This window comes from Bradyrhizobium sp. 160 (genome assembly GCF_023073735.1).
Classification (GTDB): domain Bacteria; phylum Pseudomonadota; class Alphaproteobacteria; order Rhizobiales; family Xanthobacteraceae; genus Bradyrhizobium.
The window spans coordinates 180,012-205,448 of sequence record NZ_JADPKD010000013.1; the positions used below are offsets into that span (position 1 = coordinate 180,012).

A 25,437-nucleotide genomic window follows, 5' to 3' on the forward strand; every position below is an offset into this window, starting at 1 on the left:
GTGCTGCGTCTTGTCTCGTCTGTCCTGTTCCTCGCAATCTGGTGGATCGCCGCGCTGTTCGTCGGCGGCGCAAAGCTGCCCTCCCCGCCTGCCGTGCTCGAGGTGATGATCGCGGAAGCCGCGAGCGGCGCGTTGTTCCTGCATCTCGGCGTCACGCTGGCCCGCGTCACACTCGCCTTCGTGCTGGCAATGTCGCTCGGCAGCGCCATCGGCTATCTGATGGGACGGGTGAAGCTTGCCGACCGGCTCGGCGATCCCTGGCTGATCCTGCTGCTCAATTTGCCGGCCTTGGTCGTGATTGTGCTGGCCTATATCTGGGCTGGCCTGACTGAAGCCGCCGCGATCGCAGCGATCGCCATCAACAAGCTGCCGACCGCCATCGTCACCTTGCGCGAGGGCACCCGCGCGCTCGACCGCTCGCTCGACGAGATGGCGAGCGTGTTCGCGATGCCGCGCTGGCGCGCCTTCCGCCACGTCGTGCTGCCGCAACTCGCGCCCTATATCGCAGCCTCCGCGCGCTCCGGGTTGTCTCTGGTATGGAAGATCGTGCTGGTCGCCGAGCTTTTGGGCCGCCCTAACGGCGTCGGCTTCGAGATCGGCGTCGCTTTCCAGCTGTTCGACACGCCGCGGCTGCTCGCCTATTCGCTGACCTTCGCCGCCGTCGTGCTCGTCATCGAAACCTTGCTGGTGCAGCCGTTCGAAGCCCGCGCAACACGGTGGCGGCCCCGTGCGGCTTGAGGTCGAGATCACAGGCAAGACGTTCAGGAGTGCCGCGGGCGGGACGCACGAGGTGCTGGCGCCCGTCAAATTCGCGCTTCAATCCGGCGAGGTCGGCGTGCTGATCGGCCCCTCCGGCTGCGGCAAGAGCACGATGCTGCGCATCATCCTCGGGCTCGATCATGAATTTCAGGGGCGCATCGCGCGGCCGCCGAAGGCGCGGATCGGCATGGTGTTCCAGGAGCCGCGGCTGCTGCCGTGGCGCTCGGTCGAGCAGAACGTGCGCTTGGCTGCGTCCGGTGTGACCGAGGCCAAACTATCCGAGCTTTTCAGGATCCTGGAGCTTCAGGCGCATCGCGACCATTTCCCCGGCGAGTTGTCGCTGGGCCTTGCCCGGCGCGTGGCGCTGGCCCGCGCCTTCGCGGTCGAGCCCGATCTGCTGGTGCTCGACGAGCCACTCGCCTCGCTCGACGACGCGCTCGCCGGCCGCCTGCGCGACGAGATCGCAACGCTGGTGGCGAGCCGTCCGGTGATGACGCTGCTCGTCACCCATAGCATCGACGATGCGATCCGGCTCGGCGACCGACTGCTCTTCCTGTCGCCCAGGCCGGCGCGCATCGTGCAGGAGGTGCCGATCGCGATCCCGCGAGCGGAGCGCAGCGAAACCGATCTCGGCAGGATCAAGGCCGAGCTCGCGGCGCTGCAGCTTGAATCGAAATGAACACTCGTGGTCAACTGGGGCCAAACAAGACCGTCGAGGGAGGTTTCACGATGCGACGTCAGCTGATTGCGATCGGCATCCTGTTGGTCGCGATGCCGGGCGCGGCGCTCGCGCAGACCAAAGGCAAGGGCATCCGGCTCTGGAATCTCACAACGGAGACGATCTCCGGCTTCCAGCTCGCTCCGGCCGGCAGGACCGACTGGGGTCCGAACCAATGCTTGAACGACAAGGACAAGGAGGTCGACCACGACGAGCGGCTGCGCATTACCGGCGTCGAGCCGGGCCGCTATGATGCCAAGGTCAGCTATGCCAATTCACGGCAGTGCATCGTCCGCGACATCGAGATCAGGGCGGATGCGGTGTTCTCGATCGCCGACAAGGATCTGAAGGACTGCACCAAATAGCGAGGCCGGCTTACGCCTTGTCGTTCGGGTGCGGATATTCGCAGCGCCATCGCACCGCATGCCACTTCGGATGCTCGCCGACCCATTGCGCGATATAGGGCGGCGCGGCCATCGCGCATTGCCGTGGCGACCCGGAATAGTTGAACACCAGATGCTGCTCCTCGCAGGTCGCGGGCGAGAGCACCGCACAGACAGTCACCACCAGGTCAATCGGGTTCATGCCGGGATCCTCTCGCAAAGGGGCGATGGAGACTAGCACGAAAGGTTACGTGCAAAGGAGCGGGAAGTTTCAATCCGGCGTGAGAGAAAATGGGGCTTCTTTCTCCTCTCCGCGCGCGCGAACAGAGGGGAACATGGCTGCGTTAAAAGTTAACCCCGAATACAACCCTCGCCTGGTGACGCTCGAAATTGACGAGGTCGAGATTGGCGGATGATCCGGCCGGACGTCCCCAAGCCTGCATGCTCCAGCTCAAGGTCAGCCGCGAGCGCTCGGAGAGCTGAAAATATGCGGTGGGGCCGACGAACAGGGCGTGGCCCGAAAACTCGCCGAGGCCGATGCCGTCGTATTGCCGGAAATAACGCATCTCCCCGCCGAGCAGCACATTGGGCCGCACGCGCACCATGCCGGCAACCGCCGCCCCGATCGTCGAGCTCTTCTCGGACAGTCCCGCCATCTCGAAGCGCGCCCATTCCGGCTGATAGATCAGATTGAGCGCGGCGATGGCGAAGTTCGGAACGAGCTCGCGGTCGAACGCAAGCGTGAAATCGGTGCCGTACGTCCGTCCCTTCGCGCCGCTGGTCTCGTCGATGCGGTCGCCATGGAGCTCGGCGGCGACAGTCAGGCCGAATGGCGCGTGCGCGCGGTCGAGCAGACGATAACGCAGATCGAGCGAGGCGCCCTGGAAGTTGAACTGGCGGCGATCGTCGGTGTCGGGGACGCCGGTGATGTCGTGCAAGCTGGCGGTACCGCCAACCTCGATACGCAAGTTCGGCAGCGGCACCACCTCGATCTCGACCTCCTTCGTGAGCGCGCGATAGGTCCCACCGCCCTTACCAAATCGTCCCGTCGTCTCGCTCTGGAATTCGCGCTCGCCGACGCTGCCGACATCGGTGCCGATCATGAAGCCGAAGATATGCTCGGTATCAAAGCCTTCTTCGGCGCTGACGCATACAGGTAGAAGCGCGACTGTGCAGGCAGCTATGGTCCAGAAGGGATTGGCTCTCGCGCGCATTCCTGACACTACCACGGCTTCGACGGCGTTTGCCATCGAAGCCGCGGCAGGTCGTCAGTCTTACTTACGCGAAGCGCAGGCGTACATGTTGATTTCCATGCCGACCGGCACTTCCACGATCTTCGGAGCTTTCCAAGCCATTCGGGGTCTCCCAAGGTATTCAGCGCGACATCGCGCGGGGCAAAACCTAGGGCTGGGTCCCCTGTAGTTCAAGCGCCGATTCGAAGGCCGCACGCGTCTGTGTCGATTCTTCGCGGCCGCATTTCGCTCTCGGGCAAAGTCAGTTCTCTCTTGGTCAATTACAGATCTTGGGGACATTGCCCTGCGCGAGAAACCGCGCCTCGAATCGACACCAACAGTGCCGCGTCGTCAGCAGTCCTTACCTGCCGTTTGCGTGTTAGGCTTAGCACCTTCCGCCCGCTCCGCCGCAGTTGGCTGGCTCTGCATCTGCCGCTGCGCATCTTCGGACGAGGCAGCTGCGCCGCTGCTGGCACGATTCATCGTGCTGGTCGGCGGATGCTGCCCCGTTTCGCTGGACGAACTCTGCGACTGCGCCGAGCCCACGGTGACTGGACCGGAACCGGCATCCTTGTCAGTGCTGGCGCTGCCGGTGTTGCACGGACCGGCCATGGCGACGCCCGCGCTCAACGTCAGGATCGCGCAGGCAGCAAAAACGGAATGTTTCGTGTTCATCTGCTTCTCCTCTTCTCCTGCCGCGCTGCCCCGGCGCGGAGCAGGACATCGCGAAGAGAACAGGCCGAATAGCCCGATGTTCCGGGCTTCCGATCGGAATTAAGTTCCTGCCGGGAGCGGACCTCAGCGCAGCAGCCGCAGCAGTGCACGGCCGGCCCGCGTGTTCAGCTCTTTTGCGTCGAGCGTCCCGTCCTTGTCCGGATTGGCCGCATTGAAGCGCTGCTCCACCACGGACAGGTATTCATCGAGCGTAAGCGTCCCATCGCGATCAGGATCGGCGGCGGCGAGCTCTTTCGCCGACAGCCGCCCCCGCAATTCGCGAGCGTCGAGCGTGCCGTCGTGATCAGGGTCGAGCTTGGCGAACAATGCGCTGGCCGCCTTCTTCACCTCGGCGAGATCGAGCGTTCCGTCATTGTCAGTATCGAACATCTTGACCGCGTTGCCGGATGCCGCGAAGGCCGGACCGGACAGCAATGCAATCGTGAGCGCAAGCGCGACTGAGCGACGTGACATCATCGAAACCTCCTGAGAATCTCGATTCGAGCGGGATCGAAATGAGATAAGGCCACAAATGTGACCCGGTTCAAGCCGGAAATTACAACCTGCGCGCGCCACGACTCGCGCAAGCGGGCCGCGCCGACCCGGCCCGCTTGCGGCCCAGCGCTTCGCGTCGCGGAATTTTTCCAGCGTCTGCGCACAAGTGGGGGGCTGAGCTGTCAGGTCTCCGTCAGGTCACCGGCATCCGGCGCCAGCATATCGGCGCCGGACTTGCGACTTTCGTATTGACGCGTTTTGTATTCGGGCGGAGTGTTGCTCCTGCAGCGTCAAAAGGCGCGCACATTGGGAGGAACGGATGAAACGCTTTGCGATGGCCGCGAGCCTCGTCATGCTTGCATCGACTTGTGCAAGCGCACAGACCACCGAGCAACTGGTCAAGGGCGCGACCGATACATCGAATGTTCTCAATTACGGGATGGGCTACAATCTGCAGCGTTTCTCGACGCTGAACCAGATCAATAAGGACACCGTCAAGAACCTCGTCCCGGTCTGGAACTACTCTTTCAACGATGATCGCAGCGAGGAATCGCAGCCGCTGGTGTACCAGGGCGTGATCTACGTGACCTCGCACAATGCGACCATGGCGGTGGACGCCAAGACCGGCAAGCAGATCTGGAAAACCAAGGTCGAGTATCCCGCCGAGACGCCGCGCATCGTCTGCTGCGGCATCATCAATCGCGGCGCCGCGCTCTACGACGGCAAAGTATACCGCACCACCCTCGACGCCAACGTGATCGCGCTGGACGCCAAGACCGGCAAGGAGTTGTGGCGGCAGAAGGCCGCCGACATCAAGGAAGGCTATTCGATGACTGTGGCTCCGCTGGTCGCCGACGGCGTCGTCATCACCGGCATCTCGGGCGCAGAATTCGGCACGCGCGGCTTCATCGACGGCTGGGATCCGGCGACGGGCAAGCATCTCTGGCGCACCCATTCGATCCCTTCCCCTGACGAGCCCGGCGGCGACACTTGGAAGGGCGACACCTGGAAGCTCGGCGGCGGCTCGACCTGGATCACGGGGTCCTACGATCCCGAGCTGAACACCGTCTATTGGGGCATAGGCAATCCCGGCCCGTTCAATTCGGCGGTCCGCCCCGGCGACAATCTCTACACCTGCTCCGTGCTGGCGATGGATCCCAAGACCGGCAAGATCAAGTGGCACTATCAGTTCTCGCCGAACAATCCGTTCGACTATGACAGCGTGGCCGAGATGGTGCTCGCCGACATGAACATCGAGGGCAAGCCGACCAAGGTGCTGATGGACGCCAACCGCAACGGCTTCTTCTACGTGCTCGACCGCACCAACGGCAAGCTGCTCGCGGCCAACCCCTACGTGAAGGTCAACTGGGCCACCGGAATCGATATGAAGACCGGACGTCCGATCGAGACCGACATTTCGAAGGACGCGCGCGAGGGCAAGAAGGTCACCGTCTATCCGTCGATCCTCGGCGGCAAGAACTGGGAGCCGATGTCGTTCAATCCGCAGACCGGCCTGGCCTATGCCAACACGCTCGCCTTCGGCGGCAGGTACAAGACCGAGCCCGTCACCTTCAAGCAGGGTGAATGGTATCTCGGCATGGATCTGACCGATCTCTGGGAGTACGGAGACGGCCCGCGCGGCCATCTCAAAGCGATCGATCCCCTGACCGGCAAGGCGAAATGGGAGGCACCTGTCGACATCCCGCGCTTCTCCGGCGTGCTGTCGACCGCAGGTGGCGTCGTGTTCACGGGCGCGCTGACCGGCGAGTTCGAGGCCTTCGATGCCGACACCGGCAAGAAGCTCTGGCAGTTCCAGACCGGCTCCGGCATCGAGGGGCAGCCCGTGACCTGGCAGCAGGACGGCGTGCAGTACGTCGCAGTGACAAGCGGCTATGGCGGCGTCTACTCGCTGTTTTCCGGCGACGAACGACTGGCCCAGATTCCGCCCGGCGGCTCGCTATGGGTTTTTGCGGTCAAGCAATAACCACGACACGATGCTGAAGCAGATATCTCACAAGACGGCGGCGATGTTCGCCGCCGTCGCGGTGTTGACGGTCGCGCTTGCGGCGACCGTTCGCGCCGCGGACGATGCAACCGGCAATCCGCTGCAGGCGCAGATCGACCATGGCAAGTCGACCTATGCGGAAAAATGCTCGCACTGCCACGGCCCGAACCTGATGAACTCCGGCACCATTACGCCGGACCTGCGCACCATTCCCGACGACAAGACGCGCTTCGTCACCACGGTGAAGAATGGCAAGAACAACAAGATGCCGCCCTGGGGCGACATCCTCAGCGACGACCAGATCGGAGACCTCTGGGCCTTCATCTCGAGCCGGAGGAAGCCATGAGGGGCCGGCTTGCCGCGTGGAGCGTTGCCGCGATCCTCGCCGCGGCGCCTACGGTCGCGCACGCGGCGGAGGATCCGCTGAAGGTCTGTCTCGACGAGGACCGGCCGCCGCTCTCGGTGCATCAAAAGGGCAAGCCGGATGCGGGCTTCGACGTGCTGCTGGCGCAGGCGATCGCGGAACGGCTGAGACGGCCGCTCACGATCCAGTGGTTCGAGAGCAAGCTCGATGAGGATTCCAGCCCACAGCTCGAGGCCAATGCGCTGCTCTCGGACGGGCGCTGCGCACTGGTCGGCGGCTACGCACTGACGCAGGACTCGCTCGTCAAGCCCGGCATGAAGACGGCGCGTCTGCCGGATTTCGCCGGCGCCACGCGTGACGACCGGCGCCGCCGCGTCGCGATCGGCGTGCTCGCGCCGAGCCGGCCCTACCTCTATTCGCCGATGACGGTGGTGCTCGGGCCGAAGGCGAAGGGCCGCAAGATCGGCGACATTGGCGATCTTGCCGGCCTTCGCCTCGTGATCGAAAGCGGCTCGCTCGGCGATGCCATCCTGATGACCTTCGACAAGGGGCGCCTGATCGACAATATTACCCATCTCGTGCCCGGCCGCGACGACCTGCTCGGCGCGCTCCAGCGTGGCGATCATGATGCGACGCTGATCGACCTTGCGCGCTTCGACGCCCATCGGGCCGCGCACCCCGATACGGCGCTCACCGCATCCGGCTACTATTATCCGATCGGCGTCAATCGCGGCTATGTCGGGCTTGCCGGCAATCCCGCGCTGATCGAGGCCGTCAACACGGCGCTTGGCCAGCTTGCTGCCGAAGGCAAGATCGCCGAATTCGGCAAGCAGGCCGGCCTCACCTATCTGCCGCCGCGCGAGCCTGCGATCCTCGGCGATGTCTGGATGAAGATCATTCAGCGGTGATTGCCCGTCATTCCGGGCGTCCGAACGGCGGGCCCGCAATCCATCTCTCGGCAGTGCAGCCCGATGGATGCCAGGCCGGCGAGCCGCGCTCGCATCCAGGAACGACTGGTGATGCGACCAATGCGCCAATCTGTCTCGGCTGTCGCGGATGGCAGAGACGACCCGATGCAGTACCCTCGATGAAAATGCTGGAGGGAATCATGTCCGCAAAGCTCGATCGCCGCCACTTCGTCGCCGCCGGCGCCAGCGCATTCGCGATGCCTTTCGTCTCGCGCGGCGCCTCGGCGCAAGCTGCATGGCCGTCGCGGCAGATTCGCATGATTTGCAGCTATCCCGCCGGCGGACAGACCGACCTGCTGGCGCGCGCCTATGGCGAATTCATCGCCAAGCAGATCGGCAAGACCGTCGTCATCGAGAACAAGCCCGGCGCCTCCGGCGCAATCGGCACGGCGGAGGTCGCCCGCGCCGAGCCCGACGGCCACACCGTGCTATGCTCGATCTCGACCACCTACATCATGAACCGGGTGGTGATGAAGAATCCCGGCTACGACATGGACAGGGATCTGACCCTCGTCAGCGTGATTCCCGGCGCCGGCCTGTTGCTGGTCGCGAACCCCAAAACCGGCGTCAAGACGTTGGAGGATTTCGCCGCCTTCGCGCGCAAGAGCGGCAAGGTGAATTTCGGCACCTACAGCGCGGGATCGGCCCCGCACATGACGATCAACGAGCTCAACAAGCAATACGGTCTCTCCATCGAGCCGGTGCACTACCGCGGCGAAGCCCCGATGTGGACCGGCATGCTGGAAGGCACGCTCGATGCCGCGATGGGCAGCTATACGGCGGCGCAATCGGTCCTGCAAAGCGACCGCGGCACCGTGTTCGCGGTGCATTCGAAGAAGGTCGACGCGATCCCGACCGTGAAGACGCTCCCCGAACAGGGCGCGACGTCGAAATTCTTCACCGTGAGCGGCTTCACCGGCTGGGCGGTGCCGAAGGCGACACCGCAGCCGGTCGTCGACCGGCTAGCCGAGCTCTGCGTCGCGGCCAACAAGGATCCGAAGGTGAAGGAGGTTCTCGCGACCTTCGTGCTCGAACCGGCCCTCGGATTCAAGGAAACCAATGCGCTGTATCAGCGCGAATTGCCGGTCTGGATCGAGAGCGCAAAGTCGCTCGGCCTCGAGCCGGCCTGAATCGGAGGCAAGGCGCGGTCGCGCTCACGGCGCTGGCGTCCGACCAAAGCCTAGCTAGTGTCGGAAATGCACTTTCGCGCTATGATTGTGCGGCGCCAGCTCGCCGGCGCCAACGAGAAGGGCCGATCCTATGACACCGGATGGCGTCGCCGTAGCTGTCATGATCATCCTGCTCTTTCCGATGGGCTATTTCACGTTGGCTTCGCCCGCCTTCCTGCTGGTGAAGCTGGATATTGCGCCCGTCGCCCAGCTGCTGCGCGGAATGTTCAATGCCCACTTTCTGGTGATGCGTGTTGCCGGAATCATCGGAACGATAGCTTTCCTGCTCGACGGTCGCCTGGTCGCCGCGGGGGGCGTTGGTCTGCTTGCAACCTTGGCGATGTGGGGACGTCGCTGGTTCCTGCAACGGATGGACGATCAGCTAAGCGCGACGGAAGCCGGCGATACCGAGGCCCCGCGTCGCTGCGCCGGCTGCATTGGAGCGGAATGCTGGCGAACGCGGTGCTGCTTGCCGTTCTGCTGGCCAGCATTCCCTATATCGCCGTGTCGGCTTGACCGACGTCGCATCACGGCACAACATTGCCGGCGACGGCCGCAGCGCGCCTAATGCTCGCCCGAACTCGCGGTGCCATGCTGCGCCTTGTGGATCGAGGACGGCACCACGCCAAAGTATTTCCGGAACACGCGGCTGAAATGCGATGAGCTGGAGAAGCCCCAGGAGAACGCAACGTCTGTGATGGTCTTGCCGGCGTGGGCCTCGAGCTCCTGACGGCAGTTCTGCAGGCGGGCCTGCCAGATGTAGTCGCTCACCGTGGTGCCGCGCTCGGAGAACAGCATGTGCAGATAGCGCTTGGAGCAGCCGAGCTCGGCTGAGATCTGGTCGATGCACAGATCCGGATCGCGCAAGTGCTCGCGGATGAAGAACTGAGCCCGCACATACATCGCCTCCGGCCCGACACGGTCCAACATCGTGTCGGCCTCGCGCAGCGGTAGCAGCAGGAGGTCGATCAGTGAATCTGCAACGCCAACCGCGCTGTTCGCCGACAGCTTTGCCGCCTCGTCGAAAGTCGCGTGAACGAAATCATGGGCGATCCGCCCCGTCCCGGTCTTCGCCGACAATTTGCACGCCGGCATCCGCTGCGAGGGAAAGCCGCGGTCGCGCAGCAGTGCCTTGGGCACAATCACCACGTCGTGGCGCGTGAAGGCCGGGCTGATGATCGAATGCGGGCAGGAGACGTCGTAGGCGATGATGTCGCCCGGGTTGATTTCGATGTGGCGGCCTTCTTGCTCGAAATAAGACACGCCGTAGGTTTGGAAGTGGATCTTGATGTAGGGGTGTTCATTGGCCTTGGCACGCGCCAGCGTATGCGCGATGCGATGCTGGCTCACCTCGATCTGGCAGAGCTTCAGGCGCGAGACGGTGGTGTAGTCGATGCGACCTTCAAGCGAGGACGCCTCCAGCGGATCGACGTCGAAATGGCCGCACAGGCTCGTCAGACCATCGATCCAGCTCTGGATCTGCCGCTTCGGCGTGAGCCCCGTCGTCGAGAGCGTGTGAATGGTGTCGGACATTGATCCAGCCACTGGTTTGATCCGGAGATTCGACGCGAATCGCGACCAGCGCTGCGGAGCCCTCAGCCGTGATTGCGTGACGTTTACCTCAAACTTGGGCGGTCTATTGGAACTGCACCTCCGTTCCATTGCCACCTTTGAAACTTAATCCTCCGCCTTAGTTGCAGCGCCGTCAAGGGGAACCTAGGCGCAGACCGCGGCGCGGGCCCGCGCGGAAACCGCTGAATTCGCTACTGCAAAATCAAAATCTTCGCGCCCGTGCGCTGTCGAGCAAACCGGCTTCTCTCTTGGGCAAGTTTCCCGTTGACGAAGTCGTTAGGGATTGCGGCAGGAACAACAAGAACGGGCCGCTCCTGCACGCGGACCCGTGGCTCTCATCAGGAGGAGGAAACAGCACAGCATCGTTTCTGGTCTCGATCGTGACCGCCCTGCACGAGCAGACGCCGGACGAAAAGCCCGGTGATTGAGCAATGCTTCGGAAACAATAAACGACCAACGGAGGAATTAACTATGCGCAAGGTGCTACTGGCGACCTATCTTGGCTCCGCGGCGGCTCTCGCCGTCGGCAGCGCCTCAGCCAATGACGAGCTGATCAAGATGTCGCAGAACCCGAAAGACTGGGTGATGCCCGCGGGCGACTATGCCAATACCCGCTATTCCAAGCTGAACCAGATCAACGCACAGAACGTCGGCAAGCTCCAGGTGGCCTGGACCTTCTCGACGGGCGTGCTGCGTGGCCACGAAGGCGGGCCGCTGATCATCGGCAACATGATGTACGTCCACACCCCGTTCCCGAACAAGGTCTACGCTATTGACCTTTCGAACGAGAACAAAATCGTCTGGAAGTACGAGCCGAAGCAGGATCCGAATGTCATCCCGGTGATGTGCTGCGACACCGTCAATCGCGGCCTGTCTTACGGCGACGGCAAGATCATCCTGCATCAGGCCGACACCACTCTCGTGGCGCTCGACGCCAAGACCGGCCAGGTGGCTTGGTCGGCGACCAACGGCAATCCTGCGAAGGGCGAGACCGGCACATCGGCCGCGCTGGTGGTCAAGGACAAGGTTCTGGTCGGCATCTCCGGCGGCGAGTTCGGCGTGCAGTGCCACGTCACCGCCTACGATCTCAAGAGCGGCAAGCAGGTCTGGCGCGCCTACTCCGAAGGTCCGGATGACCAGATCAAGTTCGATCCGGCCAAGACGACGTCGCTGGGCAAGCCGGTCGGACCGGACTCCAGCTTGAAAACCTGGCAAGGCGATCAGTGGAAGATCGGCGGCGGCTGCACCTGGGGCTGGATCTCCTACGATCCCGCTCTGAACATGGTCTATTACGGGTCGGGCAACCCCTCGACCTGGAATCCGAAGCAGCGTCCGGGCGACAACAAATGGTCCATGACCATTTTCGCGCGCGACGCGGACACCGGTATGGCCAAGTGGGTCTATCAGATGACGCCCCACGACGAGTGGGACTATGACGGCGTCAACGAGATGATCCTCACGGATCAGCAGATCAATGGGCAGCCTCGCAAGCTCCTGACCCATTTCGACCGCAACGGTCTCGCCTACACCATGGACCGAGAGAACGGCGAACTGCTGGTCGCCGAAAAGTACGATCCGAAGGTGAACTGGACCTCCGGCGTCGACATGAACAAGAGCTCGCCGACCTATGGCCGCCCGAAGGTGCTCGACGCAGCTTCGACCGACAAGGCGGGCGAGGACGTCAACGTGAAGGGCATCTGCCCGGCCGCGCTCGGCACCAAGGACGAGCAGCCGGCAGCTTACTCGCCCGACACGCAGCTGTTCTACGTTCCGACCAACCACGTCTGCATGGATTACGAACCGTTCAAGGTGAGCTACACCGCGGGCCAGCCCTATGTGGGTGCGACGCTCTCGATGTATCCGCCGCAGGGTGAAAGCCACATGGGCAACTTCATCGCCTGGGACGGCAAGACCGGCAAGATCGTCTGGTCGAACAAGGAGCAGTTCTCGGTCTGGTCGGGCGCACTCGCAACCGCCGGCGGCGTGGTGTTCTACGGCACGCTCGAAGGCTACCTGAAGGCGGTCGATGCCAAGACCGGCAAGGAGCTCTACAAGTTCAAGACTCCCTCCGGCATCATCGGCAACGTCACCACCTATGAGAACAATGGCAAGCAGTACGTTGCCGTGCTCTCCGGCGTGGGTGGCTGGGCCGGCATCGGCCTGGCGGCAGGTCTGACCGATCCGACCGCCGGTCTCGGCGCCGTCGGTGGCTACGCGGCTCTCAGCAACTACACGGCGCTCGGCGGCACGCTGACCGTGTTCGCGCTGCCGAACTAGGCCCGCTCAGCATCGCTCCGGCGCGTGGATCAACTCCACGCGCCGGCTCGTCTCCACCGAACGCCTTCGAGGACAATCTCTTGCGTAAAATCTGCTCTGTCATTGCTGTGATGATCTTCGTTGTGTCCGGAGGAGCTGCGGTCGCGGAAGGTCCGGGTGACCCGACCGCGGTGAAGAAGGAAGACGACGGGAAGTGGCTCGATAAAGAAGGAAACCCGACTTACAAGATTTCAGCCGACGGCACCGTGGACTGGTTCACCTATTCCGGATACCGCCGCTATCATTCAGACTGCCACGTGTGCCACGGGCCGGACGGGATGGGATCCACCTACGCACCGGCGCTGAAGGATTCCGTCAAGTCGATGAGCTATGGCGACTTTCTCGGCGTGATCGCCTCCGGCCGCAAGAACATCTCGACGGCGCAGGAGAACGTCATGCCGGCCTTCGGCGACAACCCGAACGTCGCTTGCTACATGGACGATCTCTACGTCTATCTGCGCGCCCGCTCCACCGAAGCATGGGGCCGCCAGCGTCCCGCCAAGAAGGAAGAGAAAACGGACGCCTACACCAAGGCGGAAGATGCCTGCATGGGCAAGAAATGAACGTTGCCAGGATTGCCAAGACGACTTCCTGGCGTCCTACGAGGATTTGAGGAGTTTACGATGAAGACACGTGCCGCCGTCGCTTTCGAAGCCAAGAAGCCGCTCGAGATCGTCGAGGTCGACCTGGAGGGACCAAAGGCCGGCGAAGTCCTGGTCGAGATCAAGGCTACCGGCATCTGCCATACCGACGCCTACACGCTCGACGGCTTCGACAGCGAAGGAATCTTCCCGTCGATCCTCGGCCATGAGGGCGCCGGCATTATCCGCGAGATCGGTCCCGGCGTGACCTCGGTGAAGCCGGGCGACCACGTCATCCCGCTCTACACGCCGGAATGCCGGCAGTGCAAAAGCTGCCTCAGCCAGAAGACCAATCTCTGCAGCGCGATCCGCGCGACGCAGGGCAAGGGCGTGATGCCCGACGGCACCAGCCGCTTCTCCTACAAGGGCAAGCCGATCTACCATTACATGGGCTGCTCGACCTTCTCGAACTTCACCGTGCTGCCCGAAATCGCCGTCGCCAAGATTCGCGAGGACGCGCCGTTCGACAAGAGCTGCTACATCGGCTGCGGTGTGACGACCGGCGTCGGTGCCGTCGTCAACACTGCGAAGGTCGAGCCGGGCGCCAACGTGGTCGTGTTCGGACTCGGCGGTATCGGCCTCAACGTGATCCAGGGCGCCAAGATGGCCGGCGCCGACAAGATCATCGGTGTCGACATCAACGATTCCAAGGAAGATTGGGGCCGCCGCTTCGGCATGACCCACTTCGTCAACCCGAAGAAGGTCACCGGCGACATCGTCCAGCACCTCGTCGGCCTCACCGACGGCGGCGCCGACTACACCTTCGACTGCACCGGCAACACCACGGTGATGCGCCAGGCACTGGAAGCCTGCCATCGCGGCTGGGGTACCTCGATCATCATCGGCGTCGCCGAAGCGGGCAAGGAGATTGCCACCCGCCCGTTCCAGCTCGTCACGGGGCGCAACTGGCGCGGCACCGCTTTCGGCGGCGCGCGCGGCCGCACCGACGTGCCGAAGATCGTCGACTGGTACATGAACGGAAAAATCCAGATCGACCCGATGATCACCCACACGCTCAAGCTCGAAGAGATCAACAAAGGTTTTGACCTCATGCATGAGGGCAAATCCATCCGTTCCGTCGTCGTGTTCTAGCTCACAGCCATCACCCAGGAGGATCGACCCATGACTGTTGCACTCCATCCATTGATCGACAACGGCATCAAGCAAGGCAGCGGCAACTTCGCCGGCGGCACGCTGGTCTGCAAATGCAAGGACCAGCCGGTGAAGGTCGGCATCAAGGGCGACGTCGCGCACAACCACGCCTGTGGCTGCACCAAGTGCTGGAAGCCGCAGGGCGCGACCTTCTCGGTCGTCGCCGTGGTGCCGCGCCAGAACGTCACCGTGCTCGAGAACGGCGACAAGCTCCAGATCGTCGATCCCTCCGCGGTGATCCAGCGCTATGCCTGCAAGGCCTGCGGCACCCACATGTACGGCCGGATCGAGAACAAGGGCCATCCGTTCTACGGCCTGGACTTCATCCATCCCGAGCTGTTCCAGGAGGAGGGCTCACAGGCGCCGCAATTCGCCGCCTTCGTCTCCTCGGTGATCGAATCGGGCGTGAAGCCGGAGCAGATGGCGGGCATCCGTTCGCGGCTGAAGGAGATCGGACTGGAGCCCTATGACTGCCTGTCGCCGGCACTGATGGACGCGATCGCGACCCACGTGGCGAAAGCCAAAGCCGCCTAAGCAAGGCGCCTGAGCAGGGCCGCCGCGCCTTCGCCCAGACTTCTGTCGGTTCGCTGGCGTCCACCAACGCCAGCGGGCCGGCCGGTCCCTTCCGGGACCATCACGGCGATCCCGCCGCTTCTGCACCACGCGTATGTGAGGGCCATCAGCTCCTCAGTCCTGGTCTCTGAATGACTGCGCAGGGCCGCCGGCTTCCTGTTTGAAATTCGCGGTACTTGCGTTTCTCCCTCCCTCGACTGAGGCACCCTGCTTCGTCCGTACAGTCTTCTGGCGGACGAAGCTTTTTTTGGTTGCGCCCGTTTCGCAAGCGCGCGGCATCAAGCCGCGCCCTGCTTTTGACAAACCATCGATGCAATCTTTTCCCGGTGAGAACACTCGGCTGTGAACGCCGGGCCGGCGCGACCTCTGCTACGATCGCGTCGTCACGATGCCGCGCGAAATGCAATCAATTAAGAACAAAACGGGAGGTATCGAGCACATCCGGACATTGCGATTCGTATTCCTGCCGCCCGCTGGGATCTGCCCGTGCGGGATGACGGGCCGGGATGCGGCGGCACGACGCAACCGGCATTGCGCTCCGGCGGCGTCAATGGGTTTTGAATTGAACATGCTTATGAAGAGCGAGGGACAATCATGATCAAGGTGAAGATCAACGGCCAGGAACAGAGCTGGGACGGCGACCCGGATCTCCCGCTACTCTGGTTCCTGCGTGACGAAGCCGGACTGACCGGCACCAAATACGGCTGCGGCCAGGCCCTGTGCGGCGCGTGCACCGTCATCGTCGACAAGGAGGCCGTCCGCGCCTGCATCACGTCGATCAACGACGTCGCCGGACGCGAGGTCACGACGATCGAGGGACTGCACACTAACGGCGATCACCCGGTGCAGAAGGCCTGGCGCCAGCTCAACGTGCCCCAATGCGGCTTCTGCCAGGCCGGCCAGATTATGCAGGCCGCGGCACTGTTGATGGACAACCCAAAACCCTCGCACGACCAGATCCGCGAGGCGATGTCCGGCAACATCTGCCGCTGCGGCTGCTACCAGCGCATCGAGAACGCCGTCCATCTCGCATCGACGGGAGTGTGACATGAATTTCATCGACAATCCCCGCAAGCTTCGCGGCTTCGAAAAGCACGTCAGGGTCGAGAAAGTCTCGCGCCGCAGCATTCTCAAAGGCCTCGGTGTCACCGGCGGCTTCGTGCTTGCCGCCCCCGTGATGTCGCGCCAGGCCTTCGCCTACGAAACTGGTGCCGGAAAGATGCCGCATGGCGTCGTGGTCGATCCGCGCGTGTTCGTTTCGGTCGCGCCGGACGGCATCGTCACCATCGTCGGGCACCGTTCGGAAATGGGCACTGGCGTGCGCACCAGCCTGCCGCTGATCGTGGCCGAGGAGATGGAAGCCGATTGGACCAGGGTCAAGGTGCAGCAGGCCCATGGCGACGAGGTCAAGTACGGCAACCAGGACACCGACGGCTCGCGCAGCACGCGGCATTATTTGATCCCGATGCGTCAGATCGGCGCCTCCGCCCGCACCATGCTGGAGCAGGCCGCGGCGAAGCGCTGGGGCGTACCGGCGACCGAGGTGAAGGCGGTCAATCACGAGATCGTCCACAGCGCCAGCGGCCGCAAGCTCGGCTTCGGCGAGCTCGCCGCCGATGCCGCCAAGGAGTCGGTGCCGAGCATCGAAGGCCTCAAGCTGAAGGACCCCAAGGACTTCCGCTATCTCGGCAAGGGTCAGATCGGCATCGTCGATCTCCACGACATCACCACCGGCAAGGCAGTTTATGGTGCCGACGTGCGGCTGCCCGGCATGAAATATGCCGTGATCGCCCGCCCGCCGGTGACCGGCGGCAAGCTGGTCTCGTTCGATCCCGACGCGGCGCTGAAGGTCCCCGGCGTCGAAAAGGTGATGCAGGTGCGCGGCTGGCCGTGGCCGTCGAAGTTCCAGCCGCTTGGCGGCGTCGCCGTGATCGCGCGCAACACCGGCGCCGCGATCAAGGGCCGCGACGCGCTCAAGCTCGTGTGGGACGACGGTCCCAACGGCAAATACGACTCCGTCGCCTACCGCAAGGAGCTCGAGGAGGCGTCGCGCAAGCCCGGCCTCGTCCTGCGCAAGGAGGGCGATGCGGACGCCGCCTTGAAGAGCGCCGACAAGGTCATTGTCGGCGAGTACTACATCCCCCATCTCGCCCATGTCGCCATGGAGCCGCCGGTGGCGGTCGCCGACGTCAAGGGCGACAAGGCGGAGATCTGGGCGCCGGTGCAGAGCCCCGGCGGCACCCGCGAGGACGTCGCCAAGACGCTCGACATTCCCGAGCAGAACGTGACGGTCAATGTCACGCTGCTCGGCGGCGGGTTCGGACGCAAGTCGAAATGCGACTTTGCGCTCGAGGCCGCGCTGCTCTCCAAGGAGCTCGGTGCACCGGTCAAGGTGCAGTGGACGCGCGAGGATGACATCCATAACGGCTTCCTGCACACCGTCTCGGTCGAGCGGATCGAGGCCGGCCTCGACAAGAGCGGCAAGGTGATCGCCTGGCGCCATCGCAGCGTGGCACCCAGCATCGCCTCGACGTTTGCCGCCGGCACCGTGCACCAGGCGCCGTTCGAAATCGGCATGGGCCTTGTCGACATGCCATTCGAGATCGCCAACATCTCCTGCGAAAACCCGGAGGCGGCCGCGCATACCCGCATCGGCTGGTTCCGCTCGGTCTCGAACATCCCGCGTGCCTTCGCGGTGCAATCGATGGTCGGCGAGATCGCGCAGGCGACCGGCCGCGACCAGAAGGAGACACTTCTCGCGCTGATTGGCAGCCCGCGCATCGTCAAGCCCGAGGTGAAAGACCTTTGGAACTATGGCGAGCCCCAGGACAGCTACCCGATCGACACCGCGCGCCTGCGCAAGGTGGTCGAGCTGGTCGCCGAGAAGGGCGAATGGGGCCGTCAGGTCCCGAAGGGCCACGGCCTGGGCATCGCCGCGCACCGCAGCTTCGTCAGCTACATCGCGACGATCGTCGAGGTCGCGGTCGACGACAAGGGCAAGCTGACGGTGCCAAGGGTGGACACGGCGATTGATTGCGGCACCTATGTCAACCCCGAGCGCATCGCCTCGCAGATCGAGGGCGCAGCGATCATGGGGCTGAGCCTTGCCAAATATGGCGAGATCACCTTCAAGGACGGCAAGGTCCAGCAGAAGAACTTTGACGACTTCCAACTCGTCAGGATCGACGAAGCTCCCGCAGTGACCAACGTCCACATCGTGCCGCCCGGACCCGACACGCCGCCCAGCGGCGTCGGCGAACCCGGCGTTCCGCCGTTCGCGCCGGCGCTGATCAATGCGATTTTCGCCGCGACGGGAAAACGTATCCGCTCGCTTCCGATCGGCAAGCAATTGGAGGCCTAGCGGGGAACGCAACACGGCTCACACCGTTGCCATCGATCTGACAGGAGCAGATCGATGACCAATATCTCAAAGGCGCTCGCAGTCTCGCTGTCGGGCGCCTTTCTTTTGACGAGCGCCGGCGCATTCGCCCAGAGCAGCACCAGCCCGCCGACAACAGCGACGCGCCCCACCACGCCGGACCAGAACTCGCTTCCCAACGCCAACGCCCCGCCCGCCTCGACCACCCAGACCACGGGGCAACACAATCCTGATCCGAAGGTTCGGGAGATGAACCAGAAGGAGAAGGACAAGGTCGAGCGCGAGGGGAAGTAGTTATCTGACGGCTGCGCATGGATCCCTTTGCGGAGAGGGCAGCGACGCTGGCCATCACGATCTCGCTTGGATGAGGGGTTTGTCTCCACGCAAATCTCGCGATGAGTGCGCGTGAATAGAACCCCTCATCCCGGCGCGCGCAATTCGCGCGCCACCTTTTCCCACAAGGGGAGAAGGAAGATGCAAAATGCGGCGGACGTTGCCGTCCGCCGCATTCGCCACCCCCCCGCTGCTCCGCTTTTTCGATCCGCCCGCGGAGCTATTTCTTGAGCGCGAACACCCAGATCACGCCGCCCTGCGGGACGTTGGCTTCGATGCCGATGTTGTTGGTCGCAAGCGCATCCTGGATGCGCTGAGCGTCCACGCCCCATCCGGACTGGATCGCGATGTACTGCGTGCCGTCGATCTCATAGGAGACCGGCATGCCCATGATGCCGGAGTTGGTCTTCTGCTCCCATAACAATTCGCCGGTCTTGGCGTGGAAGGCGCGGAAGTTACGGTCGTTTGTGCCGCCGACGAAGACGAGATCGCCTGCGGTCGCCGTCACCGAGCCGAACAGCTGCGACTTCGGGAAGTTGTGCTGCCACACCTTCTTGCCCGTCGCGGGATCCCAGGCCTGGAGCTCGCCGAAATGATCCGCGCCGGGCTTCGTCTTGAGGCCGATATCCTCCGGCTTGGTGCCGAGCCAGAGCTCGCCAGGCTTCAGCGCGACCTTCTCGCCGGTGAACCCGCCGCAGAAATTCTCGTTGGCAGGCACATAGACGAGGCCGGTCTTCTGGCTATAGGCCGCCGACGGCCAATCCTTGCCGCCCCACAGTGAGGGGCAGAACTCCACGCGCTTGCCGATCACCGGCTTGTGCGCGGGATCTACGATCGGCTTGCCGCTCTCTGGTTCGATGCCCTTCCAGACATCGGTGGAGACGAACGGCCAGCCGGCGACGTAGTTGATCTTGGTCGGCGTGCGCTCGAGCACCCAGAAGATCGCGTCGCGTCCCGGATGGACCAGGCTCTTGATGTTGCGGCCATCGCGCTGCAGGTCGATCAGCATCGGCGCCTCGACCTCGTCCCAATCCCAGGAATCGTTCTGGTGGTACTGGTGATAGGTCTTGATCTTGCCGGTGTTGGGATCGAGCGCGAGCACCGAGGAGGTGTAGAGATTGTCGCCGGGATGGGTTTCGCCAGGCCATGGCGCGGCATTGCCTACACCCCAGTAAATCGTCTTGGTCTCCTTGTCGTAATTGCCGGTCATCCAGGCCGAGCCGCCGCCGTTTTTCCAGTCGTCGCCCTGCCAAGTGTCGTGACCGGGTTCGCCTTCGCCGGGAATGGTGTAGGTCCGCCACAGCTCCTTGCCGTCCTTGGCATCGTAGGCGGCGACATAGCCGCGCACACCGAACTCGCCGCCGGAGCCGCCGACGATGACCTTGCCTTCGACGATCAGCGGCATCAGGGTCATGTACTGGCCCTTCTTGTAATCCTGCACCTTGGTGTCCCACACCACCTTGCCGGTCTTGGCGTCGAGCGCGACGACGTGGTCGTCGGTGGTGGCGAGATAGAGCTTGTCCTCCCATAGGCCGACGCCGCGGCTGGTCGGATGCAGCTGGAACAAATCGTCGGGGAGTTGCCGCTTGTAACGCCAATATTCGTCGCCGGTCTTCGCGTTCAGCGCGATCACCTGGCCCATCGGGGTCGCCACGAACATCACGCCGTTGTTGACGATCGGCGGCGCCTCGTGGCCTTCGACCACGCCCGTAGCGAAGGTCCAGACCGGCGTGAGGTTTTTCACATTCGAGGCGTTGATCTGGTCGAGCGGACTGTAGCCGTGCCCGTCATAGGTGCGCCGGTAGAGCATCCAGTTGCCGGGTTCAGGATTTTCCAGCCGTTGCGCGGTGACTGGAGAATAATTCTCGATCGGGCCTGATACAGCGGCGGTCGAGGCAAGACACGTGAAGGCGACGAAGCCGGACAGTAACCATTGCTTCCTGGTCATGGACGTTCCCCTTTTCAGCCATTTGAATTCTTGTTGTGAATTCTTGTTGTTCGTCCCGTCGTCCGCCCATCGGCGGATGCGGCCTCTCCTGGCGCGGGCACGGCCCGCACTGTCCCTCATCCCGGCTGCGCGCCTCCTACCTTTCCGATGAAATTCCCGGAGACACTGAGCGAACCGTCAACGAGCGCCAGCGGCAGCGCCGCAAGCCGTCGCGGTGCCGGCCCGAACACGACCTGCGCGCCCTCGCGGGGATCGAATTCGGAGTTGTGACACATGCACTTGAACACCTCCTTGTCGCCGGCATCGCTCTTCACCCAGGCGGTGACGGGACAGCCCGCATGCGAGCAGATGGCCGAATAGGCGATGATGCCGTCGACGGCACGCGCACGAGTCTTCTCGTCGAACTCGGCGGGATCGAGCTTGATGATCAGGATCTCGTTGAGGCGCGAGGCGCTCCGCACCACCGACGTGTTGGGATCCTTCGGCCAGGCATGGACCGGGGGCCCGCCGGCCGGCACATCGGCCGCAGTGATGAGTTTTCCCTCCTTGTCGCCTTCGGAGAAAACGAGCACATCGCCCTTCTGGGGCCGCTCGTCCGAGCCAGGTGGATCTTCACCTGCGCGCGCCGCTTGGGAACAGCCGAGACACGCGGTGGTCGCGAGCGCGGCAAGCAGCAGCGTTCGCCGCGTTTGCTCGATGCCCGCGTCGGCTTCAGGTTCCGCAATGGGTTTGGAGGGTGAGGAATGGGCGGTGGACGGTGCGCGCGACATGTCTATTAGCAGGCGCTGGAACTCTGCCAAAAACAAGGCAAAGAATTGGCACTGCACTGCATCAATATGGCTTTACTCGCTTTGATTGCGCGATCATCAGCCCATTCAAAGGGATTTTCGCGATTTCAACGTCACACCGCGCGATCTGCATGATGATTTTGCAGATCAGACCAATGATGCTGGAATTGGTGCACCGCGCTCTTCGTTGCGGAGCGCAAACGCGGAGCAGATCGCTCTAGGACCGGAGCACGTGGCGCGGCGATGCGATACGCCCTGCGACCGTCGCCGACGCCATTTCGAAACTGTCGGCGATGCGCCGCGCCTTGTCTATGAAGAGCGCGGCCGCCGCCGGCGGGCAGATCTCGCGCGCAGTCTGTTCGAACAGGTCGAGCCAACGGTCGAAGTGGTCGCCACTCAGGCTCAGCGGCAGATGCGCCCGCATCGGCGAACCACGATAGCGGCCGCTCATCAGAACGACCGATGACCAGAAATCGGTGAGCTTGGCGAGATGCTCGTCCCAGTTCTGGACGATCGCAAAAACCGGACCGAGCAGTGCGTCCTCGCGCACCCGTCCATAGAAACGGGTGACGAGTTCCCCAATCATCTCCTCGGTGATCCCGGTGCGCTCGATCGCATCCTCGGTCAGCAGGTTCCGCCGCGCAGCCGCCGCGTCGCGCTCGGCCTTCAGTCGATCCGACATGTCCTTCGTTGTCCGTTCCGTTGTTCCCGCGAGCCCCCGTTCGACATTGTCGGGCCAATTGCGCGGCGTCTTTGTCGCAGCGCAAATTGCGGGATCTAGCGGCGGACGCTGAACGCCCGCCGCTGATGCCTTCATCAGGCGCTATAGGTGTAGAAGCCCTGCCCGGTCTTGCGGCCGAGATGACCGGCATCGACCATCTCTTTCAGCAGCGGGGCTGGCCGATATTTAGGGTCGTTGAAGCCTTTGTAAAAGACCTCCATCACCGAAAGCATGGTGTCGAGGCCGACGAGATCGGCCAGCGCTAGCGGCCCGATCGGATGGTTGCAGCCAAGCTTCATGCCGGCGTCGATCTCTTCCGCCGTCGCGATCCCTTCCTGAAGCGCGAAGATCGCCTCGTTGATCATCGGACAGAGGATGCGGTTGACGGCGAAGCCCGGGCTGTTCTTCGCCGTGATCGCCACCTTGCCGACCCGCCTGGCGAAATCGAGCGCCTTGGCGTGGGTGTCGTCGGAAGTCTGCAAGCCGCGGATCAGCTCCAGCAGGGCCATCACCGGCACCGGGTTGAAGAAGTGCATGCCGATGAAGCGGTCAGGGCGGTCGGTCGCGGCGGCGAGCTTGGTGATCGAGATCGAGGAGGTGTTGGTCGCAACCAGCGTGCGCGGCGACAGCGTCGCGCAGAGATCCTTCAGTATCTTGACCTTGAGCTCCTCGTTCTCGGTCGCCGCCTCGATGACGAGGTCGCAATCCGACAGCTTCGACCGGTCCGTGGTGCCGGTGATGCGCTTGAGCGTCGCCTCGCGATCGGCCGCCGACATCTTCTCCTTCTTGACCAGCCGCTCGAGGCTGCCCCCGACGGTCGAAAGTCCGCGGTTCACCGCAGCATCAGAAATATCGACCATCACGACCGAGAGCCCGGCCGCCGCGCAGACCTGCGCGATGCCGTTCCCCATGGTGCCTGCCCCGATGATGCCAACGGTTTGGATCATTGCGTCGTGTCCTTCATGCTTGGGCGGCGCCAGGACGGCTCAGCCCCGTTGTTTCTGCATCAGGGTCTAGCACCCCCACCGGGCGCGTGCGACCTGATCGTGCCACTCCTTAAAGCATCCATCGCCGGAATAAAGTCGCCTACCGCTGAATGCTGCGACCGACCGTCAATTCGAGACTGGGTAGACCCCCTACGCTCTCGATTGACAGCCGTCCATTATTTCCATAATCGTTGAAATATGGAAACGAACGATGCCGTCGCGGCGCTCGCCGCGCTTGCACAGGACAACCGTCTCGAGGTCTTCCGCCTGCTGGTGCAAGCCGGGCCCGACGGCATGACTGCCGGCGCTGTCGCCGAAACTTTGGATCTCGCCCCCAACAAACTGACTTTCCATTTCGACCGGCTGCGGACGGCCGGACTCGTGACCGTCCGGCGCGAGGGACGCTCGATGATCTACGCGGCGCGCTTTGAGACCATGAACGCGCTCCTCGGTTTTCTGACCGATAACTGCTGCGGCGGCGTGTCGTGCGCTCCGGCCACGCCTTCGAAATCCGCGCGAAAGCACAGCAGAGTGCCAGCCTGAAAGGACCGACCATGAAGCGCCTGCATGTTCACGTGTCCGTCGAAAATCTCTCTCACTCGATCGGATTCTACTCCGCCTTGTTCGCTAGCGAGCCCTCGGTCGTGAAATCCGACTATGCCAAATGGATGCTGGACGATCCCCGGGTGAATTTTGCGATCTCGACGCGCGGACGCGCGGCCGGCCTTGACCATCTCGGCATCCAGGTCGAGACCAGTGAGGAACTCCAGGAAGTCTATACGCGGCTGCGCCAGGCCAGCGGCAACGTGGTCGAGCAAGGACAGACCACCTGCTGCTATGCCAAGTCGGAAAAATCCTGGATTGACGATCCGGCCGGCATCGCCTGGGAAACCTTCTACACCAGGGGCGAGAGCACCGATTACGGCGACGGCAGCGGCGAGAACCGGGCGCGGGTCGCTCACAAGAAGCGGGAGCAGCAATCGGCCTGCTGCGCGCCGCAGGCAGCGCCCACAGCCTCGCAGGCGTGCTGCTGAGCACGAGGACTCCCCATGGATGCGATCATCTATCACAATCCCGATTGTGGCACCTCGCGCAACACGCTGGCGATGATCCGGTACGCCGGCATCGAGCCGCACGTGATCGAATATCTGAAGACGCCGCCATCGCGCGCGCTGTTGCAGCAGCTCATCGCGCGCATGGGGATTTCGGTGCGCGAGGCCGTTCGCGAGAAGGCGGCGCCCTATGCGGAGCTCGAGCTCGATAACGCGGCGCTGACTGACGACGAGCTGCTCGACGCGATGATGGCGCATCCAATCCTGATCAACAGGCCGATCGTGGTGACGCCGAACGGCGTCAGGCTCTGCCGTCCCTCCGAACGGGTGCTCGATCTGTTGCCGGCGCAACAGGGCGAATTCGTCAAGGAAGACGGCGAGCGCGTCAGGCTCGATCGCGGCGCCTGATGTCGGGCCTGCGACAGCGCGCCTTCGCCGAAACGCTTGGGACAGCGTTCCTGCTTGCCGCCGTCGTCGGCTCGGGGATCATGGCGCAAAAGCTCGCCGCCGGAAACGTCGCGCTGGCACTGCTGTGCAATACGATTGCCACGGGCGCAATCCTCGTCGTGCTGATCCTGATGCTCGCTCCGATCTCGGGTGCGCATTTCAATCCAGCGGTGACGCTGGCACTAGCTTGGCGCGGCGAAACGTCATGGAGGGACGCCGCGATCTATCTTGTCGCTCAGATCACCGGTGGCATCGCCGGGGTTGAGATCGCACACCTTATGTTCGAGCTTGCAGTCCTCCAGCATTCGCTCACGGAACGCGCCGGCGCCGGACAATGGCTGGCCGAGGCCGTGGCGACCTTCGGTCTGCTGTCGACGATCCTTGGCGTCCGGTATCGGACACCCGCCGCGGTTCCTTATGCCGTCGGCCTTTATATTACTTCGGCTTACTGGTTCACGTCATCCACGTCGTTCGCTAATCCCGCGGTCACCATCGCCCGCGCGCTGTCTCATACGTTCGCGGGTATTGCCCCGCGGGACGTGCCAGCTTTCATCGCCGCTCAATTCGTAGGGGCAGTTCTTGCCGTTGTGGTGGCGCGCTGGCTTTGGAGCCCAGCCTCTGTAAAGCCGAACGCCGCCGAGATCACATCGGGAACGCCTGCATAACGCGGCATTTGACGGTTATTTTGCGCTAAATCGCCTGTCCAAATCATCTCGCCCGAG

Annotated in this window: 28 protein-coding genes and 1 pseudogene; 19 read left to right on the forward strand and 10 right to left on the reverse strand. The window is 63.4% G+C overall.

What is annotated here, in order from left to right; genetic code table 11:
• From IVA98_RS07040 to IVA98_RS07050, 3 genes are read left to right on the forward strand one after another with little or no spacing between them, the layout of a single operon-like run.
• Positions 1 to 738 (forward strand): ABC transporter permease, encoded by a 738-nt coding sequence (locus IVA98_RS07040; protein ID WP_247280494.1) that lies wholly within the window; start codon positions 1 to 3, stop codon positions 736 to 738.
• Complete coding sequence (locus tag IVA98_RS07045) at positions 728 to 1,438, forward strand: ABC transporter ATP-binding protein (protein WP_247302086.1); 711 nt, start codon at positions 728 to 730, stop codon at positions 1,436 to 1,438. The genes IVA98_RS07040 and IVA98_RS07045 overlap by 11 nt, the downstream gene beginning before the upstream one ends.
• Before the next feature lie 50 nt (positions 1,439 to 1,488).
• The gene (locus IVA98_RS07050; protein WP_247302089.1) at positions 1,489 to 1,842 is read left to right on the forward strand and encodes a hypothetical protein; all 354 of its coding nucleotides are present in this window, start codon (positions 1,489 to 1,491) and stop codon (positions 1,840 to 1,842) included.
• A gap of 10 nt (positions 1,843 to 1,852) precedes the next feature.
• Here IVA98_RS07050 and IVA98_RS07055 read toward each other — a convergent pair whose 3' ends face one another.
• The 5 genes from IVA98_RS07055 to lanM form a co-directional block, all read right to left on the reverse strand.
• On the reverse strand, positions 1,853 to 2,062 hold the full coding sequence (locus IVA98_RS07055) for a hypothetical protein (RefSeq protein ID WP_130211758.1): 210 nt from the start codon (positions 2,060 to 2,062) through the stop codon (positions 1,853 to 1,855).
• 142 nt (positions 2,063 to 2,204) lie between these two features.
• Complete coding sequence (locus IVA98_RS07060) at positions 2,205 to 3,110, reverse strand: DUF6662 family protein (RefSeq protein WP_247302092.1); 906 nt, start codon at positions 3,108 to 3,110, stop codon at positions 2,205 to 2,207.
• A 24-nt stretch (positions 3,111 to 3,134) separates the two neighbouring features.
• Complete coding sequence (gene pqqA, locus IVA98_RS07065) at positions 3,135 to 3,215, reverse strand: pyrroloquinoline quinone precursor peptide PqqA (protein ID WP_008562446.1); 81 nt, start codon at positions 3,213 to 3,215, stop codon at positions 3,135 to 3,137.
• Between the two features lie 228 nt (positions 3,216 to 3,443).
• Positions 3,444 to 3,767 carry a hypothetical protein gene (locus IVA98_RS07070; protein WP_247302094.1) on the reverse strand — a complete coding sequence of 108 codons (324 nt, stop codon included), beginning with the start codon at positions 3,765 to 3,767 and terminating at the stop codon, positions 3,444 to 3,446.
• Between the two features lie 123 nt (positions 3,768 to 3,890).
• Positions 3,891 to 4,283, reverse strand: a complete 393-nt coding sequence (gene lanM, locus IVA98_RS07075) for a lanmodulin LanM (RefSeq protein WP_247302097.1) — start codon at positions 4,281 to 4,283, stop codon at positions 3,891 to 3,893.
• A 337-nt stretch (positions 4,284 to 4,620) separates the two neighbouring features.
• On the opposite strand from lanM, the gene IVA98_RS07080 reads away from it, so the two are divergent.
• The 5 genes and pseudogenes from IVA98_RS07080 to IVA98_RS07100 all read left to right on the forward strand — a co-directional run bounded on the left by IVA98_RS07080 (position 4,621) and on the right by IVA98_RS07100 (position 9,323).
• Positions 4,621 to 6,285, forward strand: a complete 1,665-nt coding sequence (locus tag IVA98_RS07080) for a methanol/ethanol family PQQ-dependent dehydrogenase (protein ID WP_247302101.1) — start codon at positions 4,621 to 4,623, stop codon at positions 6,283 to 6,285.
• Positions 6,286 to 6,295: 10 nt separating this feature from the next.
• The gene (locus tag IVA98_RS07085) at positions 6,296 to 6,652 is read left to right on the forward strand and encodes a c-type cytochrome (RefSeq protein ID WP_247302104.1); all 357 of its coding nucleotides are present in this window, start codon (positions 6,296 to 6,298) and stop codon (positions 6,650 to 6,652) included.
• A complete protein-coding gene (locus tag IVA98_RS07090) occupies positions 6,649 to 7,578 on the forward strand; it encodes a substrate-binding periplasmic protein (protein ID WP_247302106.1) in 930 nt (309 codons plus the stop codon). The genes IVA98_RS07085 and IVA98_RS07090 overlap by 4 nt, the downstream gene beginning before the upstream one ends.
• Positions 7,579 to 7,778: 200 nt before the next feature.
• Positions 7,779 to 8,768 (forward strand): Bug family tripartite tricarboxylate transporter substrate binding protein, encoded by a 990-nt coding sequence (locus IVA98_RS07095; RefSeq protein ID WP_247302109.1) that lies wholly within the window; start codon positions 7,779 to 7,781, stop codon positions 8,766 to 8,768.
• A gap of 130 nt (positions 8,769 to 8,898) precedes the next feature.
• Positions 8,899 to 9,323: pseudogene (locus IVA98_RS07100) on the forward strand (hypothetical protein).
• A 48-nt stretch (positions 9,324 to 9,371) separates the two neighbouring features.
• Here the strand turns inward: IVA98_RS07100 and IVA98_RS07105 are convergent.
• On the reverse strand, positions 9,372 to 10,340 hold the full coding sequence (locus tag IVA98_RS07105; protein ID WP_247354575.1) for a helix-turn-helix domain-containing protein: 969 nt from the start codon (positions 10,338 to 10,340) through the stop codon (positions 9,372 to 9,374).
• A gap of 510 nt (positions 10,341 to 10,850) precedes the next feature.
• On the opposite strand from IVA98_RS07105, the gene xoxF5 reads away from it, so the two are divergent.
• The 7 genes from xoxF5 to IVA98_RS07140 all read left to right on the forward strand — a co-directional run bounded on the left by xoxF5 (position 10,851) and on the right by IVA98_RS07140 (position 18,734).
• Entirely contained in the window at positions 10,851 to 12,656 is a 1,806-nt protein-coding gene (gene xoxF5 / locus IVA98_RS07110) for a lanthanide-dependent methanol dehydrogenase XoxF5 (RefSeq protein ID WP_247302112.1), read from the forward strand.
• A gap of 110 nt (positions 12,657 to 12,766) precedes the next feature.
• Positions 12,767 to 13,258 (forward strand): c-type cytochrome, methanol metabolism-related, encoded by a 492-nt coding sequence (locus tag IVA98_RS07115; protein WP_247302298.1) that lies wholly within the window; start codon positions 12,767 to 12,769, stop codon positions 13,256 to 13,258.
• Between the two features lie 60 nt (positions 13,259 to 13,318).
• Positions 13,319 to 14,428 (forward strand): S-(hydroxymethyl)glutathione dehydrogenase/class III alcohol dehydrogenase, encoded by a 1,110-nt coding sequence (locus tag IVA98_RS07120; protein ID WP_247302114.1) that lies wholly within the window; start codon positions 13,319 to 13,321, stop codon positions 14,426 to 14,428.
• Positions 14,429 to 14,458: 30 nt separating this feature from the next.
• The gene (gene gfa / locus IVA98_RS07125) at positions 14,459 to 15,022 is read left to right on the forward strand and encodes an S-(hydroxymethyl)glutathione synthase (protein ID WP_247280480.1); all 564 of its coding nucleotides are present in this window, start codon (positions 14,459 to 14,461) and stop codon (positions 15,020 to 15,022) included.
• A gap of 633 nt (positions 15,023 to 15,655) precedes the next feature.
• On the forward strand, positions 15,656 to 16,108 hold the full coding sequence (locus tag IVA98_RS07130) for a (2Fe-2S)-binding protein (protein WP_247302116.1): 453 nt from the start codon (positions 15,656 to 15,658) through the stop codon (positions 16,106 to 16,108).
• A gap of 1 nt (position 16,109) precedes the next feature.
• Positions 16,110 to 18,422: a xanthine dehydrogenase family protein molybdopterin-binding subunit gene (locus IVA98_RS07135; RefSeq protein WP_247302118.1), complete on the forward strand. Its 2,313-nt coding sequence runs from the start codon at positions 16,110 to 16,112 to the stop codon at positions 18,420 to 18,422.
• 54 nt (positions 18,423 to 18,476) lie between these two features.
• On the forward strand, positions 18,477 to 18,734 hold the full coding sequence (locus IVA98_RS07140; protein WP_247280477.1) for a hypothetical protein: 258 nt from the start codon (positions 18,477 to 18,479) through the stop codon (positions 18,732 to 18,734).
• 259 nt (positions 18,735 to 18,993) lie between these two features.
• Here the strand turns inward: IVA98_RS07140 and IVA98_RS07145 are convergent, their stop codons facing one another.
• From IVA98_RS07145 to IVA98_RS07160, 4 genes are all read right to left on the reverse strand, one after another.
• Positions 18,994 to 20,721 (reverse strand): methanol/ethanol family PQQ-dependent dehydrogenase, encoded by a 1,728-nt coding sequence (locus IVA98_RS07145; protein ID WP_247280476.1) that lies wholly within the window; start codon positions 20,719 to 20,721, stop codon positions 18,994 to 18,996.
• 116 nt (positions 20,722 to 20,837) lie between these two features.
• Positions 20,838 to 21,491, reverse strand: a complete 654-nt coding sequence (locus IVA98_RS07150) for a QcrA and Rieske domain-containing protein (RefSeq protein WP_247302121.1) — start codon at positions 21,489 to 21,491, stop codon at positions 20,838 to 20,840.
• 235 nt (positions 21,492 to 21,726) lie between these two features.
• A complete protein-coding gene (locus IVA98_RS07155; protein ID WP_247280627.1) occupies positions 21,727 to 22,191 on the reverse strand; it encodes a group III truncated hemoglobin in 465 nt (154 codons plus the stop codon).
• A gap of 134 nt (positions 22,192 to 22,325) precedes the next feature.
• Positions 22,326 to 23,177, reverse strand: a complete 852-nt coding sequence (locus IVA98_RS07160; protein WP_247302122.1) for a 3-hydroxybutyryl-CoA dehydrogenase — start codon at positions 23,175 to 23,177, stop codon at positions 22,326 to 22,328.
• A gap of 237 nt (positions 23,178 to 23,414) precedes the next feature.
• Between IVA98_RS07160 and IVA98_RS07165 the strand changes: the two genes are divergently transcribed.
• The 4 genes from IVA98_RS07165 to IVA98_RS07180 are packed head-to-tail and all read left to right on the forward strand — an operon-like array spanning position 23,415 to position 25,380.
• Positions 23,415 to 23,759 carry an ArsR/SmtB family transcription factor gene (locus tag IVA98_RS07165; RefSeq protein ID WP_247354576.1) on the forward strand — a complete coding sequence of 115 codons (345 nt, stop codon included), beginning with the start codon at positions 23,415 to 23,417 and terminating at the stop codon, positions 23,757 to 23,759.
• An 11-nt stretch (positions 23,760 to 23,770) separates the two neighbouring features.
• Entirely contained in the window at positions 23,771 to 24,250 is a 480-nt protein-coding gene (locus IVA98_RS07170) for an ArsI/CadI family heavy metal resistance metalloenzyme (protein ID WP_247302126.1), read from the forward strand.
• A 15-nt stretch (positions 24,251 to 24,265) separates the two neighbouring features.
• Positions 24,266 to 24,676 carry an arsenate reductase (glutaredoxin) gene (arsC, locus tag IVA98_RS07175; protein ID WP_247302128.1) on the forward strand — a complete coding sequence of 137 codons (411 nt, stop codon included), beginning with the start codon at positions 24,266 to 24,268 and terminating at the stop codon, positions 24,674 to 24,676.
• Positions 24,676 to 25,380: an aquaporin gene (locus IVA98_RS07180; RefSeq protein ID WP_247302131.1), complete on the forward strand. Its 705-nt coding sequence runs from the start codon at positions 24,676 to 24,678 to the stop codon at positions 25,378 to 25,380. The genes arsC and IVA98_RS07180 overlap by 1 nt, the downstream gene beginning before the upstream one ends.
• Positions 25,381 to 25,437 lie beyond the last annotated feature (57 nt).